This is a genomic window from Rickettsiales bacterium, assembly GCA_029252805.1.
In the GTDB taxonomy this organism is placed as follows: domain Bacteria; phylum Pseudomonadota; class Alphaproteobacteria; order Rickettsiales; family JALZUV01; genus JALZUV01.
Genome location: JAQXAR010000003.1, coordinates 15359 through 30902, shown reverse-complemented (window position 1 = coordinate 30902; position 15544 = coordinate 15359). Strand labels below are relative to the sequence as shown.

Genomic DNA, 15544 nt, shown 5'->3' with positions numbered 1-15544 from the left:
GCTTAAAGCCCTAGCACATCACGCATCGAATATAAGCCGGCGGGCTTGCCTTGCAACCATTTGGTCGCTTTAAGGGCGCCATCCGCATAGATCGCACGATTATGACCACGGTGAATTAACTCTAGCCGCTCATTCTCGCCCGCCAGCATCACCGTATGATCCCCAATCACCCCACCACCACGTTGAACCGAAAAACCGATATCACCAACGTTACGTTCTCCGTCGCGATCCATAACACCCGCCTCGCTTAAAGTGACTCCACGCGCTTTTGCTGCTGATTCACCTAACAGTTTCGCCGTGCCGGAAGGCGCATCTTTCTTATGACGATGATGCAGCTCATTAATCTCAATATCGAAGCTTTCATCCAAGGTCGCGGCAGCCTTCTCCACGAGCGCCGCCAGTAGGTTCACACCGAGACTCATATTGAAAGATTGTACGATTGGAATTTCCGTCGCCGCCTGATTTACGACCGCTTGCTGTTCATCAGATAAACCCGTGGTGCCGGTCACTAATGCAACACCAGCTTGAGCGCATTTGGTTGCTAATTCGGGCAAACCTGCTGGCAGGGTAAAATCAATCACCCCATCGGCCGCAGTGAAATCGGTTTCTGACAGAGGCGTTGCCGCAACACCCAAAGGTTTCACGCCCAAAACTTCGCCAACATCTTTACCGATAAGTGAGGGATTGCGTAGGGTTGCCCCTATAATTTCGTATGTTGGACCGGCTAATATAGCATGTGCAACTTCACCCCCCATGCGGCCATTTATGCCTGTAATGATAATTTTCATCCACCATCGATAAGGCTTTGTCTGTTTATTGTCAAAAAACACCTTTTATTAGTGAAAAATTAAGTCCCATCGTGCTTAATTGAGAATAGGAGTATTATGTTTTCATACCTACGCTATTTCTCAATGATCAGCGCTGTTATCGTCACGATAGCAGCCATTGCGCTTGGCTATTATTTCCGCAACTCCGCCGAAGGCGACTTGAGTGATTTGGTGATTAAGAACAATAAGGTACTCACTCAAGGCTTTATCAATAATGTGTGGAGCGAGCACCAAATGGTGAAGATGCTGGAGCTCTTTCGCAAACACAACGTCACCCCAGATAACTGGAACCGCTATCGTGGGTATAAAGAAAATTACGAAACCTTTAGCCGCGATGTTTTTAAATATTTTGAAGAAATGCCAGTCGTACATGTCACAATTTACGATAGTAGTGGTGCGAAACTCTTATCGCTAAACCAGTCTGGAATCCTTGATACATCTGCGATGGGCATACAATCGGAAGATACTGACGAAGCACAGAGTACGGTGCTTAATGCCCTTTCTGGCTCTGTGGCCTCAACCGTCTTGCAAGATTCTATATTCCAAATTGCCGATAGCTCGCGCAAAACAGGGACGCTCGTGCAAACCGCCGTGCCGATCCTATCGGATAGCTATGTTCCTCTTGTCGCTGGATCCGCCGGTTACGATAAGAAAAGTAATATCAAGGGCATGGTCGAAATTTATTACGATGTCACTCGTCAATGGGAACAGCTCTATCAATTCCAGTATGTCGGTACAGGAGCAATTATCCTCATCTTCCTGCTACTTATTGGAACGCTTATTTTGGTGGCAGCGAAGGCCGAAGGGATTATCGCAAAACAACATGATGCCAACCTAGAACTCGCGGCCCACGCCGCCGCCGCCGAAACTGAGAATGAAAATAAATCGCAATTCCTTGCTAGTATTAGCCATGAACTTCGCACCCCACTCAATGCGATTATCGGTTTCTCTGAGATCATCAAAAATGAAACCATGGGCGCGATCGGAAATGAACAATATAAAGATTATATCAAAGATATTCATAATTCTGGCGTTCACCTACTCAGCCTGATCAACGACATCCTCGATTATTCTAAAGCGGAGGCGGGCAAACTCGACATGTATATGGACGAAGTGGATGTAACAAAACTCATCCATTCCAGCATGCGCCTTGTTTCACCCCGTGCAGAACATGCGCAGGTAACCTTGCTAACCGAAGTACCAAAAGAGCATTTTGTCATCCACACGGATGGCAAAAAAGTGAAACAAATTTTGCTTAACCTGCTTTCTAATGCCGTGAAGTTCACCCCTGAAGGCGGGTCTATCACTGTGAGCCTGTGGCAAGATGTAATGGAAAACTCACTCTCCGTCGAAGTCAAAGATAGTGGTATCGGTATCGCTCCGAAAGATATTTCCAAGGCGCTTGCACCTTTCGGACAAGTAGACAGCGCCCTTAGTCGTAAATATGAAGGAACCGGCCTTGGCCTTCCGCTTACGAAGAAATTCGTGGAAATTATGGGCGGCACCTTTGTCATGGAGAGCGAAGAGGGCCAAGGAACATCAGTTCGCTTTAGCCTACCAATGAATGTTGTTTCTGCCGCTGAGGAAGAAGCGCCTAAGGCGCTTGAAACAAGAGCCGCAGAACCACAAGCACAAGCTGTGCCAGCCGCCGCACCTATTATTGCCGCCACCGCTGCCGAAACACCAGCACCCCAGAGTGCTGAAGCATTTAGTGCACCCCCACCCGCGGAGCCAACCGAGCCCGAAATACCAGAGCCTCAAGCCGAAGAAGCCGTACAACCTCAACCTTTTGAAGTTCCGGCGACTGAAGATCTGGAGCGAAACGTAGCTGAAGAAGCTCCTGCTGAGTCCGAGCCTTTTGTAAACCCTTTGCAAGACCCCGCTCTCACACAAGCACCCTCGAAACAAGGCTTCTCTGAGTCTGCCTTTGAAGTGCCTACCGACACGTCAGAGCCTTCGGAACGCTAATCTGCTCTAGCATTTTTCCAGAAAATGCCTATATCACTGTTATGAGTAAACATTCTAAAGCACGTCGCTTGACGACTTCCGCCATCCGTAATCGTAAAGGAGGCGAGCCTCTCGTGATGCTCACGGCCTATGATGCGCTGATCGCAGCCCTGCTCGATAAGCATTGCGATATGCTGCTCGTTGGCGATTCTCTCGCGATGGTACGCTTGGGGATGGAAACGACTTTGCCTGTTAGCATCGAAGCAATGATCCTACACGGACAGGCCGTTATGCGAGGCAACAAGCATTCACTTGTCATCATTGATATGCCTTTCGGCAGTTACCAAGAATCCCCAGAACTTGCCTTCCGCAACGCTGCAAAGCTATTGCAAGAAACCGGTGCACAGGCCGTCAAGCTTGAAGGCGGCGAAGAAATGGTAGATACGATCCACTATCTAACCCAGCGCGGGATTGCAGTGATGGGGCATGTTGGCCTCACACCACAGCATGTCCAGCAAATGGGTGGCTTTAAAATACAGGGCAAAAATGAGGCGAGCTGGAATAAAGCTCTACGCGATGCAGTTGCGGTTGATAAATCGGGTGCTTTTGCCATGGTCATTGAAGGCGTGCTTGAGCCGCTAGCCAAAGAAATAACCGAAGCCGTTGCGATTCCCACTATCGGTATTGGCGCCTCTGCCGCATGCGATGGTCAGGTGCTCGTGACCGAAGATATGCTAGGTCTAACGGACAACCCTCCCAAGTTCGTACATGCTTTTGCGCAGCTAAAAGAGCAGGTTACGCAAGCGGTGAGCGATTACTCGAATCAAGTAAAGTCGCGTAGTTTTCCTGGCAAAGAACAATGCTACTTGCCCAAAGAAACCGGTTAAATTACGGCGTTACTTCTTCAATCGCTTGGCTGCGCTCTAGCGCGCCAAGGCGCTCATCAATAAAGTGTTTAATGAAGCGTAACTCGCCTGGCTTGATATCTTTCGCATTCGCCTTGATATGCTCCATAATCGCGAGAGCATCGCCAAACTCACCGCGTTTTTCATAAATAAAAGCCGGCAGCTGGTTCACCCAAAGCGGAACATTTTCTGCGTAAAGTAATGGCTTTGCAAGCTCAAGAGCTAGGTCATCATTCTTCAGCTTGTGATTCGCTAAATAAACCGCTTGCGCCTGCCACCACCATTTCTCATTTAGACGATTCTGCGAATGCTTGCGCAAGTAATTCACCACATGAATCACATCCGGCTTATTTTGCGTTTGGCTGAAATAATAACTCGCCAAGGTCGGGATATAATCGGACTTATCATTGAGCGTATCCATCAGATCAAACCAGGCACTCAGGCGTTCAAAATTATACTCTCGCAACGCGGTAAAGCGACCGAATGTATCGCCAAAATTCTGCAAATGAAGAGCCAGCAAGCGGAAAAATACTTCATTATCCCCAAAGGCAAGCGCCTTCACTGCCAGCTCCCCCGGTACCGCTGGTACGATCTCCATCGTTGGTTTATGAGGCCGCGTCTCAATCCAAAAGAGCAGCTGCATACTTAGGAAAATCCCAAATACCAGCCAACTTATTGTCATTGAGGGGCGCATGAGCAGACTCCGCCTAAAACTCTTTACGTTTAAAATCAATCGTCGCCGCAAAGATAAGGAGTGGAATATAAATCAACACTCCCAGCAAGGCGATGCCCGTATCTTCAGGACGCAGCACCCCGTAAACCAACCATTCCGATTGTGTAAATAAATCCAATCGCGGAATAATCATTGAAGTGCCCTCGATAATAAAACGTAAAAATTCATTAAGTGCATGATCTTTAAATAATATGTGCGACTCTGAGGTGGCGAGAAAAAATGCCATCATACGCCCCGCAATATACAGCCCCATGGAGGCTAAAACTGCCGTGACCGCACTGGACAGGGTGAAGCTCGCAAAAAGCACTATCGCTACCATTAACCAACTCTCTAGCAGCAAACTTACCCCCCAATAAGCAAAACCGGTTAAATTAATAATCGGTAAGAATGAGATAATCATCACCGCCGCGAGTACGAGCAGAAATGAAACGAAAGAAAAACCGAGCCAATAAGAAAAGAGAATTTGGAAACGCGATAAGGGGCGCGATAGAAGAACATCAATTTCCTTTTGGTCGAAGGCTTGACGAATATGAAATGCGATAAATACGGTTAAGCCGAACATCAAAATCAAACGAGATGCAGCACCACTAAAGACGAGCGTCATGGCTTCTTTCTCAACCATTGCCGTGCCACCCAATATCGCCGCAACAGAAGTTGCAAGCGCAAGTGCAATTAAAAGCCCTAGGAATAAATAGTCCCGCAAAGCAGTGAGTAGAATATATCGAATATTAGTAATCATGGGTCCCTCTTAAAACTCAAATCGCTCTCTAGAACTTTAATGGGCGCGGATCATCTGTGAACTTTTCATAGATCGTTTTATCAGCATCGTGAGCATAGCCGTCTGTACCAACCAAAGTCGCCCTAATAAAGATAATTAACTCACGCTTCGTATCTGTTTTATCAACTGATTTGAAAAGATTGCCAAGCCATGGAACCGAACTGACTCCCGGCACGCCATTATCTGTGTTGCGAGATGAATCTTCCATCAAACCACCAATGATCATCACCTGACCACTCTTAAGTTTGAGGATGGAATCCAGTTCACGCACCTCAACCACCGGAATTTCGTTCGTGATATTGGCCCCTCCCCCTTGCGTTGCAAGGAAGGCAACTGCCGGATCACTTACAAAATTCGTCACGCGAGAAAGCGTCGGACGAACCATCAACGTAATCTCGCCGGTATCCGCATTAATCGATGGTTGCAAGGTTAGGATAATACCAATCGGAACGGTTTTTACCTGACTATCAACGGTCAGCAACTCTTGGTTAGTACCCGTCGTCGTATCGGTTTCACGCTCTACATTAATCTCAAAATAAACAAAATTTTCAGCAAAAGTCAGTACCGCCTGTTGATTATTTATCGCGTGTAAGCGCGGGCTAGACAATGTCCGAGTCGTTCCGAAACCCTCGACAAGTTGCAGAAAGTCGTTTAGATCGGGGCCCGCGGCGCCATCGACATCTCCACCGAGTCCGCCCAAAAGCTTATCCGAAAGCGTCGCCGTGAAGCCGCCATTCGTGAAATCAACCGCATTAAAATTTGTTACCAAGCCAATTTTATCGCTGATCGTCGACCATTCGACACCGCTTTGGTAGCGGTCATTCAATGCCACTTCAACAATCTTTGCTTCAATTAAAACCTGCGCCGAGGCATTCGTTCGAATGCGATTAATGAAACGACCAATCAATTCATGCTGACGCTCTGACGCTGAAATCGTTAAAATACCGGCCTGCTTATTCAGAACATAAAAGCCACCACCCGGAAGAACTTCTGCTCCCGCAGGAGCGCTTGAAACGACGGCAGATGCAGCAGCATCGCTCGCAGCCGCACCGGTTACCGCAACGTCTTCACCCTGTACCGAGAAGAGGCTCACCGTTGCTACTTTCGAAGCCGGCGTGTAACTTAAAATTTGGCGGATACCGCTTTCTAGCGACTGCCAGAAATCGCTTTCGGTCACTGAGTTAATCGTTTGCGTTGAACCGGTATTTAAACCGCCTTCACCGCCGCCTGAAGAAAGTACATTCGTACTGATATTAACATCACTGGTGCTGCTGCGCTCAATATTAAGAAAATCCATCGGATAACTATCAATATAAGGTAAATCACGCTCGATCCGCAAAACGCCCGCGGTCATCGTATAACGCAAGGCGGCCATTGAGGCGATGCGGTCAACCACTTGGTTAAAAGGTTTATTATTCGCGATGAACGAAATACCGCCCTTTATTCCTGCATCCAACTCAATATCGACCTCGGCAAGACGGGCGAGCTCAAGCAAAACATCTTTCAACGGCACATCATCCGTCACAGCAATCGAGACCAGTTGTGTCTCTGAGATTTTAGGTGGCTTAGGGGCCGAAAGAATTTGCTTTAAATTGGGAAGTGGCGGTGGCGGTGGCGGCAGAAGCTCAACTTTATTGATCTTTTCGCGAATCTCAGGACGCGCCATTTGACGGTAATCTTCACGGCTCAAATCCAGCGCTGTATCAATGTGATCATGGTTCTCAGGGTCAAATTTAGCACGTAGCTTATCGGTACATGCGCTTAACGCAAGCAGGCCGACGACCGCTAAAAATGCTACTTTGGTGATAGAACTACCCATGCCCAAGCTATTATTATTCTTATTTTTATAATTCTTAAGCGGTACTCTAGCGCCTCAATGACCCTAGCAGCAAGTAAAAATTCTTATTTTTTTCTTAAGCGAGCATTCGGGTCAGCATATCCCAGAAAGGCTGCGTCAAATCAGGCCAAACAACTAAAAGAAACAATGAAATTGCTAGCGCCGGGCCAAAGGGAAAGCGAGGATCCTTGGAGATAAACTTCCAGAGAATCCCCGTCAAAATACCAAGCAACCCACTGTAAAATATAAAAGCTGAGAGTTGCGTTAAAGATGCCAACCACACTCCGACAACAAACAGAAACTTTACATCGCCGAACCCTAACCCATGTATTCCACGCAACCAATAGTAACCATAATGCAACAGCAACCCGACCCCTCCGGCAAGAGCAACACATCCAACTATATCCGCCATGAGTGTCCCAACAAGCCAATGATATCCGACTCCCAATGGGATAAGAAATAAATGAATCTCATCTGGAATTAGTTGAGTCTCCAAGTCCGAAATAATCATGGTCAGTAGAGTCGCGCCGAATAAAGCAATAATGGTCGCCTGTGCGGTCAAGCCGTATAATTCATAGGCCAGTAAGAAGAGCGACGCACAGATTAATTCAATCAGCGGGTAACGCACACTCACTTTCGCTTGGCACTTGCGGCATTTTCCGCCTGAAAACAACCACGAAAACACAGGAACTAAATCTAAAGCTCTGAGACCATGCTTGCATAAGGTACAGAAAGAGCCTGGAGTGACGATCGATTTCTCTAACGGTAGGCGATAACTAGCCATAGTGACAAAACTGCCAAAACACAGGCCCACCAAAATAACGAGAACATAATCCATAAAAATAAACTATCCTGTTCAGGTTGTGGGTGACAGCTCCTTCACAATCCTGCTAGAACCCAAAGTCTGAAATGTAAATTCTGGAGCATCCATGCCACACACGTCTGAAACTATCGCCATTGCCTCTGACCATGCGGGCGTTGACCTCAAAGCCCAGCTCATTAAAGAGCTCAATGCACTCGGTTACACGCCGCTCGATCTCGGCACTCATAGCACTGAGTCCGTTGATTACCCTGACTATGCACATGCCGTCGCAGGCAAAATATCATCCGGCGAAACGAGTCGCGGCATTGTGATTTGTGGTAGCGGCATTGGTATTTCTATCGCCGCAAATCGCCATACAAATATCCGCGCGGCCCTTTGCCACAGCGGCCTGGATGCCAGACTTTCTCGTAAACATAATGATGCGAATGTCTTAGCGCTCGGCGCCCGCATTATCGGCATTGAGAATGCAAAAGACGCATTACGCAACTTTCTCAGTACCGAATTTGAGGGTGGCCGACACAAAAAACGTGTCGATAAAATTGAGCCTTAACCTCCCGTTAACCCAACTGTCATAGTTTTATGTTAGGATGTCTTTATGGAAATGACCGCAATTAAAAGTATTTCAAAGCGTAAACAAGCATTTATCGGGATAGCAGGTGTATCACTCGCTGGCTTTGGTATGGGTTTTGGCGATTGTCTTTTCGATATCGATAAAGCAGATGCTTGTGTCGCCCATGCAGCAAGCTGGATTGATCGCTTCCAAGTGATTGGGGACCATCTCATTAATTGGGCGATCGCGATTGTCAAAGCAGCATTCGGTCTTTAGCTAAACTCTCCCACCATCTTTAAGGTTCCTTAATAATTGCCCGCTATGCTGGGCTCATGTTATTACGAATACTCACACTTGCCTCTTGCATGCTCTATGTCACTTTGGTGGCTTGGGGTGCGCAAGCCTTTGAGAACTCCTCTCCGAAGAAAGGCGATACCTTGTTTCGTGGGCGCGTTGTCGCCGTTGTACCCGACACGAGCGGAAACATCGTACCCATCGGCGGCGAGCCTCACATCTCCACCGCTATTTTGCCTGAGCCAAGCTTAAGTTATTTTCTAACCGATAATATCGCCGTTGAAGGTATCATCGGTATTATCCCCCACCGCGCCAAAGCAAGAAACACCGCTCTTGGCACACGTGATGCGGGCTATATTTACGCGCTCGCCCCCACGGTTATGTTGCAATATCACAAAGACGTGACCGAGCGTATAAAGCCTTACCTTGGTATCGGCATGGCTTATGTCAAATATTTTGAAGATGATACCGTGGATCAACTGCAATATAAGGATGATATCGCAGCCATTATTCAAGCCGGTGTCGATATTGCTATTACGGATAAATTTTATGCCAATTTAGACGTGAAAAAAATATGGGCGGATACAGAAGCAAAAATCAACGGGGGCGCCGCTAATGCCAAAGTGAATTTTGATCCCACCATCTATGGCGTCGGCCTCGGATATAAATTCTAGCATTCTTTTATCAAGCCCAAAGGAATAGCGAACAACGCTTGCTCGTCAAATTTCTGGCGTGAAGCCATTTATTCTGAGACAAAGCAAATGGACCTGATAAGACTGCCCGCATGGAAGCTGGCACTGAAACCATCAAACATTATGTCAAAACCCTGCCTCATGGGCCGGGAGTTTATCGCATGATCGATATTGCCGGCAAGATTCTTTATGTCGGCAAGGCACGTGATCTCAAGAACCGTGTCACAAATTACACCTCACTTGCAGGAAAGAATAATCGCCTTGCGACCATGATTATGCAAACCGTGAGTATGGAATTCGTCACTACTCGTAGCGAAGCCGAGGCCCTTCTACTCGAAGCCAATCTCATCAAAAAACTCGAACCGCGCTATAATATTTTACTGCGCGACGGTAAAACATTCCCCTTTCTGCGCATGACCGAGCATGAATTTCCGCGAATCTGCAAATATCGCGGCACACGCGAAGATAAAGGTGATTATTTCGGCCCCTTCGCTTCGGCGGGTGATGTCGATAAAGTCATTAAGCAACTTCAACGCGCGTTCCTGCTTCGTCCCTGCTCCGATACGATGTTTGAAAGCCGCAATCGTCCCTGCTTGCAATATCAAATCAAACGCTGTTCGGCCCCTTGTGTCGATTATATCGGGAAATCTGATTACCGTGCATTGCTAAAGCAGGCTAAAGATTTCTTACGCGGTAAAAGCCGTGATGTGCAGAATGATTTACTCGCCGAAATGACCACAACAAGCGAGGCACAAGATTACGAGCAAGCCGCTAAATTGCGCGACCGCTTACGTGCCCTGTCGCAAATTCAGCGCGAACAAGGGCTGTATTTTCCCCAAGTCAAAGATGCCGATATTATTGGTATTTCCTTAGAAAAAGGCATGGCCTGTGTGCAGGTATTCTTTTTCCGCGACGGACAAAATTATGGCAACCAGCCGCATTTCTTGAGAATCCAAGACGGACAAACCGAAATCGAAATTCTCAGTGCGTTTATTCCACAATTTTACCAAAATCGCGCAACGCCAAAACAGCTCTTGCTGAGCCATGAGACCGAGCAAACTGAGTTACTACAAGAAGCCCTAAACACTCGCGTCATTACCCCCAAGCGCGGCGATAAAGCTGATGCGATGAAGCAAGTGATTCAAAATGCTAAGCAATCGCTCCGCCGCCATCTAGATACACGCATGAGCCAAACGGCACAGCTGGAGAAAATAGCTGAATTGTTCGGCCTCGACGCCCCGCCGGAGCGAATCGAAGTTTACGATAATAGCCATATCTCTGGTACGCATGCTGTCGGCGGAATGATTGTCGCAGGGCCAGACGGATTCATCAAAAACCAATATCGCAAATTCACCATCAAAGAAGCCGCGCCCGATGATGATTTCGCCATGATGCGCGAGGTATTGACCCGCCGCCTTAAACGGCTCGGCGAAGAGGATACTCCCATCCCGCTCCTACTTATTGATGGTGGAAAAGGCCAATTTTCTGCCGTGCGCACCGTGATGGAAGAGCTCGGCGTATGGGGCGAAGTGCCCGTGGTTGCTATTTCCAAAGGCCCTAACCGTCATGCTGGGCGAGAGAAATTCCACCTGCAAGGTAAACCAGAATTCCAACTTCCGATAAACGATCCTACCCTGCATTACCTCCAACGCTTGCGCGATGAGGCGCATCGGTTTGCCATTGGCGCGCATCGCAGCAAACGCTCTTCCGCCTTAAAAAAATCTGAGCTCGACACGATCCCCGGCATCGGCGCCAAACGTAAAAAGGCGCTGCTACAACATTTCGGTTCAGCGCGCGCCGTTAGCAATGCCAGCCTAGAAGAAATTTCCGCCGTCGAAGGCATTAACACCAAAACAGCCCAAACCATCTGGCGGCAATTTCACAGTTAATCCATAACGTTTTAATCGCTTATTTAGCTAGGACTCTCTTTAGGAGCTGCTTATTAATGGTCGGAACTTTATTCGATAATTCACGCTCTCCCACGAACGCGATAAAACCTGCCTTTAATGCATTATTGACAAACTTTTCCTGTTTATTCGCATCGGTCGGATAGGACGTAGCGAGAATAAACTTACCTTGAACTTGCGCGAGACGAATTTTCTGAAGATCATATTTTGTCCAATCCGCTTCATCATCATCATCGTACCATAAGTCCTCAACGCCTACCCCATCGATGGCACGCAGATAATTCGTATTCGGTACGTTTTCATCCTTTGGCATCGCAATTAACTCGACTGCATTTTGTGGAATAACCTTAAAGGATGGGTTTATTTGTTTTGTCGCATTCGAAATACGAATCACAAAATTCTCCATTTCCTGACGCAGCTGTGCCTTACTTCCAGGATAAGCTTTAATAACTGATTTTTGCTGATAGCCATCAATAATATCTAAATAGACGCCATTAAAACCCATTTGCGCGATTTGTTTCGCTTTCGAAATAATAATATTTTGCCAATTCTTATCCCAGAATTTAACACGGAAATTCCCACGCCAATCTTTATTTTCATCTAATAAGAAGTCTGGTTTATTTGCCGACCAGCTTTGCTTCCAATAAGTCCGATAATTCTCTGCCTCACCGATACTAAGATAGGAAAAAACGGTTTTCTGAGTGTCACGTAATTCTTTTACCTGCGCCGCAGTGAGTTTTGCATCATCAACATCCACCACCATTATTTTTGCGGCATGAGAACCGGCCAGCTCTGCATAGCGCACACTGTTTAATCCATAGAAGTAATGATACACTTCGTTTCCAGCTCTCACTTTATTTTTCGATGAGGTTAATGTTTGCGCTTTTGCCGTTTCCGGTGTTGTGGGTCGTGGCTTTGCACAGCCTGTTAAAGAAGGTGCGATAATGCCCAAAATAACGCCGCATAAAATAAAAAATCTAGTCATTTTCCAATTTCTCCAATCGCGGCAGAATTTCGTTCTGAATATCCGATTCCGTTAAAAGCCCTTGATGAATATAGACTATTTTCTGTGTCGCATCTAGTAACAAGGTGGTCGGCACGCCCGTAATACCTAAATCCCAAATAAAAGTCAGACCTTTATCAATACCAATTTCCGTATACGGATTACCGTGCTTGGCCAGCCACTTCTTTAAATCTTTTGGTTTATCTCTAAAGGCAATCCCATAAACAGGAAGATGGCGGCGGAGACTTTGAAGTGCCGGAATTTCTTTAATGCACGGGCTGCACCAGCTGGCAAATAAATTGATGACCTTCGGGCCATCCGTTTCCAGCGCCCATTTTGCCGTCGAAACAGTCCCGCCATTTAATCCATTTAATTCGAGCGGTGGCATTGGGCGTTTTTGATAAATATCGAGCGGCTCATCAGCTGAGATCACCAGAAATATTGCCGCTGGGATAACGATAAGCAGCGAAATAAGTCTGAACCATTTCCACATAAGTTTAATCCAATTTACCGTGACAATGTTTATATTTTTTACCGGATTCACAAGGGCATAATTCATTACGCCCCACTCGCCCCCAGCTCTCAGGATTATTTGCATCACGATGCTCAGGACGTACACGCATTTGAGCCGAAGCACCTTCCGACTCGGCTTGAGGGCCACGGTTTTCATGCATTTCTTGGGTTTGCTGTAACGGCTCCAACTCTTCTGGGGCCTGCGTCTGAACTTCAATATGCGCCAAACGATTCGTCGTCAACTCACGCAAGCGTGTAAGCAAATCAGAAAATAAAGCGAAAGCTTCACGTTTATATTCGTTAAGCGGGTCTTTCTGACCGTAACCACGCAGGCCAATGCCTTGACGAAGTTGATCGAGTTGTAGCAAATGATCTTTCCATAACTCATCAAGTGTCTGTAAAAGCACGTGCTTTTCTACCATGCGCATCATTGGTTCGGTAAAGCGCTTTTCTTTATCTTGCATTAATGCCGCCACCGCTTGCATCACGCGTTCTGAAATTTCTTCTGTACCGATGCCTTCTTCTGCTGCCCATTCTGTGACGGGAAGATGCAAACCAAAGAGGCGGTAAACCTCTTTCTCTAACGACTCAGGTTCCCACTGTTCTGGGTAAGATTTCGGCGGAATATACCCCTCAACTGTTTCGCTCGTGACGTCTTCGCGCATTTCTTCGGTCACATCTGAGAGATCTTCTTCTTCCATCATTTCAATGCGTTGGCCGAAAATAACCTTACGCTGATCATTCATCACATCGTCAAATTTTAGCAAATTCTTACGCATATCATAGTTGCGTGCTTCGACCTTACCTTGGGCTTTCTCGATTGCTTTATTCATCCATGGATGGGTGATCGCCTCACCTTCTTGCAGGCCAAGCTTTTTCAATACGCCATCAATCCGCTCGGAACCAAAAATACGCATTAAATCATCTTCCAACGACAGATAGAATTTCGAACCACCCGGATCTCCCTGACGACCAGAGCGCCCCCGCAGCTGATTATCAATACGGCGAGATTCGTGACGCTCCGTACCAATCACATAAAGGCCACCCGCCTCCAGCACTTTCTGCTTATTCGCCGCATAGGCCGATGATGAGAGTTTCTTACCTTTTTCATCTTCAAATTCAGGATTCCCGCCCAGCATAATATCCGTACCACGACCGGCCATATTCGTCGCAATTGTTACGCCACCCGGACGCCCTGCTTGCGCGACAATTTGTGCTTCCGATTCATGGTGCTTCGCATTTAAAACATGATGCGGCACTTTTGCTTTCTTCAGTAAATTCGCCAAATATTCCGATTTCTCGATACTGACCGTACCGACCAAGACCGGCTGGCCACGATCATGACAATCCTTAATTTGTTCAATCACCGCCTCGTAACGCTCGACTGCTGTACGGTAAATTTCATCATCTGAATCATCACGCGCAACCGGCACATTGGTTGGAATCGCAATCACCTCTAGCCCGTAAATATCGCCAAACTCCGATGCCTCAGTCATGGCCGTACCGGTCATGCCGGAAAGTTTCGGATACATGCGGAAATAATTCTGGAAGGTGATTGACGCAAGCGTCTGATTTTCATTCTGAATTTGCGCATCTTCTTTGGCTTCTAATGCCTGATGCAACCCTTCCGAATAACGGCGACCTTCCATCATGCGACCGGTAAATTCATCAATAATCACGACTTTATTATCTTGGACAATATAATCGACTTCTTTCGTAAATAACGTATGCGCTTTTAAGGCTTGATTCACATGATGCACGAGCGAAACATTATTAATATCATAAAGGCCCTCACCCTGCTCCATTAGCCCACCGCGAATAAGCAATTCTTCCATAAACTCCACCCCTTCTTCGGTGAGAGAAACGGAACGAGATTTTTCATCTTTCTCGAAATGCTCTTCTTTAATTTCAGGAAGAAGCTTATCGATCTGAGTATAGAGATCGGAATTATCTTCCGTCGGGCCGGAAATAATCAACGGCGTACGCGCTTCATCGATCAAGATCGAATCCACCTCATCAATCACCGCAAAATTAAACGGGCGTTGCACCATTTCTTCGCGGCTGAATTTCATATTATCGCGTAAATAATCGAAGCCAAATTCGTTATTCGTACCGTAGGTGATATCGCACGCATACGCCGCTTGGCGCTCAGCATCGTCGAGATTATTCAAAATGCAACCGACTGACAGGCCGAGGAATTCATAGAGCGCCCCCATCCAGGCCGCATCACGTTCAGCGAGATAATCATTGACCGTTACCACATGCACGCCTTTGCCTTCGACCGCGTTGAGATAAACAGCCAGTGTTGCCACAAGCGTTTTACCCTCACCGGTTTTCATCTCCGAAATCATGCCCTTATGCAGCACCATCGCACCGACCAACTGCACATCAAACGGACGCATGCCCAACGCACGCTTTGATGCCTCACGCACGGTGGCAAACGCTTCATGTAGAATATCATCTAATGTCTCTTTGCCTGATAGGCGTTCACGGAACCACAGGCTGCGGCCACGCAACTCTTCATCGCTTAATTTAGCGGTTTCTTCCTCCAGCGCATTGATGCGCAAAACATCCTTCTGGAGAGGCTTAACAAAACGATCATTCGAGGAGCCAAAAAGGCTCTTAGCAATATTTCCTATCATGCTTGATGATGTAGTGCACAAGGGGCAAAAAATCTAGAGGGGATTTGGTTTTAAGGGTGTGAGAAACCTCAAAAGCAAAGAAGGCGAGCGGCC

General features: G+C 47.1%; 14 protein-coding genes. 6 read left to right on the top strand and 8 right to left on the bottom strand.

Translation table 11 applies throughout. The features are described 5' to 3' along the window. Positions 1-2: 2 nt before the first annotated feature. Positions 3-788, bottom strand: a complete 786-nt coding sequence (dapB, locus tag P8P30_00375; GenBank protein MDG1286001.1) for a 4-hydroxy-tetrahydrodipicolinate reductase — start codon at positions 786-788, stop codon at positions 3-5. 96 nt (positions 789-884) lie between these two features. On the opposite strand from dapB, the gene P8P30_00370 reads away from it, so the two are divergent. After that, entirely contained in the window at positions 885-2795 is a 1911-nt protein-coding gene (locus P8P30_00370; GenBank protein ID MDG1286000.1) for a HAMP domain-containing sensor histidine kinase, read from the top strand. A gap of 41 nt (positions 2796-2836) precedes the next feature. Beyond that, positions 2837-3661, top strand: a complete 825-nt coding sequence (gene panB / locus P8P30_00365) for a 3-methyl-2-oxobutanoate hydroxymethyltransferase (protein MDG1285999.1) — start codon at positions 2837-2839, stop codon at positions 3659-3661. A gap of 1 nt (position 3662) precedes the next feature. Here the strand turns inward: panB and P8P30_00360 are convergent, their stop codons facing one another. The 4 genes from P8P30_00360 to P8P30_00345 form a co-directional block, all read right to left on the bottom strand. Next, entirely contained in the window at positions 3663-4322 is a 660-nt protein-coding gene (locus P8P30_00360; GenBank protein MDG1285998.1) for a hypothetical protein, read from the bottom strand. 64 nt (positions 4323-4386) lie between these two features. Continuing rightward, positions 4387-5151, bottom strand: a complete 765-nt coding sequence (locus P8P30_00355) for an ABC transporter permease subunit (GenBank protein ID MDG1285997.1) — start codon at positions 5149-5151, stop codon at positions 4387-4389. A 28-nt stretch (positions 5152-5179) separates the two neighbouring features. Further along, positions 5180-7009 carry a hypothetical protein gene (locus tag P8P30_00350; GenBank protein ID MDG1285996.1) on the bottom strand — a complete coding sequence of 610 codons (1830 nt, stop codon included), beginning with the start codon at positions 7007-7009 and terminating at the stop codon, positions 5180-5182. A gap of 94 nt (positions 7010-7103) precedes the next feature. After that, a complete protein-coding gene (locus P8P30_00345) occupies positions 7104-7865 on the bottom strand; it encodes a prepilin peptidase (GenBank protein MDG1285995.1) in 762 nt (253 codons plus the stop codon). A gap of 91 nt (positions 7866-7956) precedes the next feature. Between P8P30_00345 and rpiB the strand changes: the two genes are divergently transcribed. From rpiB to uvrC, 4 genes are all read left to right on the top strand, one after another. Further along, positions 7957-8400, top strand: coding sequence for a ribose 5-phosphate isomerase B (rpiB, locus tag P8P30_00340; GenBank protein ID MDG1285994.1), 444 nt, complete (start codon positions 7957-7959; stop codon positions 8398-8400). A 45-nt stretch (positions 8401-8445) separates the two neighbouring features. After that, complete coding sequence (locus P8P30_00335; GenBank protein MDG1285993.1) at positions 8446-8676, top strand: hypothetical protein; 231 nt, start codon at positions 8446-8448, stop codon at positions 8674-8676. 56 nt (positions 8677-8732) lie between these two features. After that, complete coding sequence (locus tag P8P30_00330) at positions 8733-9368, top strand: OmpW family outer membrane protein (GenBank protein MDG1285992.1); 636 nt, start codon at positions 8733-8735, stop codon at positions 9366-9368. A 110-nt stretch (positions 9369-9478) separates the two neighbouring features. After that, positions 9479-11275: an excinuclease ABC subunit UvrC gene (gene uvrC / locus P8P30_00325; GenBank protein MDG1285991.1), complete on the top strand. Its 1797-nt coding sequence runs from the start codon at positions 9479-9481 to the stop codon at positions 11273-11275. A 19-nt stretch (positions 11276-11294) separates the two neighbouring features. On the opposite strand, the gene P8P30_00320 is transcribed toward uvrC, so the two are convergent. The 3 genes from P8P30_00320 to secA are packed head-to-tail and all read right to left on the bottom strand — an operon-like array spanning position 11295 to position 15448. Then, positions 11295-12278: an endo alpha-1,4 polygalactosaminidase gene (locus P8P30_00320; protein ID MDG1285990.1), complete on the bottom strand. Its 984-nt coding sequence runs from the start codon at positions 12276-12278 to the stop codon at positions 11295-11297. Next, the gene (locus tag P8P30_00315) at positions 12271-12789 is read right to left on the bottom strand and encodes a redoxin family protein (GenBank protein MDG1285989.1); all 519 of its coding nucleotides are present in this window, start codon (positions 12787-12789) and stop codon (positions 12271-12273) included. The genes P8P30_00320 and P8P30_00315 overlap by 8 nt, the downstream gene beginning before the upstream one ends. A 4-nt stretch (positions 12790-12793) precedes the next feature. Beyond that, positions 12794-15448: a preprotein translocase subunit SecA gene (gene secA / locus P8P30_00310; protein MDG1285988.1), complete on the bottom strand. Its 2655-nt coding sequence runs from the start codon at positions 15446-15448 to the stop codon at positions 12794-12796. Positions 15449-15544 lie beyond the last annotated feature (96 nt).

What these genes read in the sequence shown, in the direction of transcription:
- P8P30_00335 (MDG1285993.1), top strand. Translation starts at nt 8,446, where the DNA reads ATGGAAATGACCGCAATTAAAAGTATTTCAAAGCGTAAACAAGCATTT.
- panB (MDG1285999.1), top strand. Translation starts at nt 2,837, where the DNA reads ATGAGTAAACATTCTAAAGCACGTCGCTTGACGACTTCCGCCATCCGT.
- P8P30_00360 (MDG1285998.1), bottom strand. Translation starts at nt 4,322, where the DNA reads ATGCAGCTGCTCTTTTGGATTGAGACGCGGCCTCATAAACCAACGATG.
- P8P30_00355 (MDG1285997.1), bottom strand. Translation starts at nt 5,151, where the DNA reads ATGATTACTAATATTCGATATATTCTACTCACTGCTTTGCGGGACTAT.
- uvrC (MDG1285991.1), top strand. Translation starts at nt 9,479, where the DNA reads ATGGAAGCTGGCACTGAAACCATCAAACATTATGTCAAAACCCTGCCT.
- P8P30_00320 (MDG1285990.1), bottom strand. Translation starts at nt 12,278, where the DNA reads ATGACTAGATTTTTTATTTTATGCGGCGTTATTTTGGGCATTATCGCA.
- P8P30_00315 (MDG1285989.1), bottom strand. Translation starts at nt 12,789, where the DNA reads ATGTGGAAATGGTTCAGACTTATTTCGCTGCTTATCGTTATCCCAGCG.
- P8P30_00345 (MDG1285995.1), bottom strand. Translation starts at nt 7,865, where the DNA reads ATGGATTATGTTCTCGTTATTTTGGTGGGCCTGTGTTTTGGCAGTTTT.
- P8P30_00370 (MDG1286000.1), top strand. Translation starts at nt 885, where the DNA reads ATGTTTTCATACCTACGCTATTTCTCAATGATCAGCGCTGTTATCGTC.
- rpiB (MDG1285994.1), top strand. Translation starts at nt 7,957, where the DNA reads ATGCCACACACGTCTGAAACTATCGCCATTGCCTCTGACCATGCGGGC.
- P8P30_00330 (MDG1285992.1), top strand. Translation starts at nt 8,733, where the DNA reads ATGTTATTACGAATACTCACACTTGCCTCTTGCATGCTCTATGTCACT.
- dapB (MDG1286001.1), bottom strand. Translation starts at nt 788, where the DNA reads ATGAAAATTATCATTACAGGCATAAATGGCCGCATGGGGGGTGAAGTT.
- P8P30_00350 (MDG1285996.1), bottom strand. Translation starts at nt 7,009, where the DNA reads ATGGGTAGTTCTATCACCAAAGTAGCATTTTTAGCGGTCGTCGGCCTG.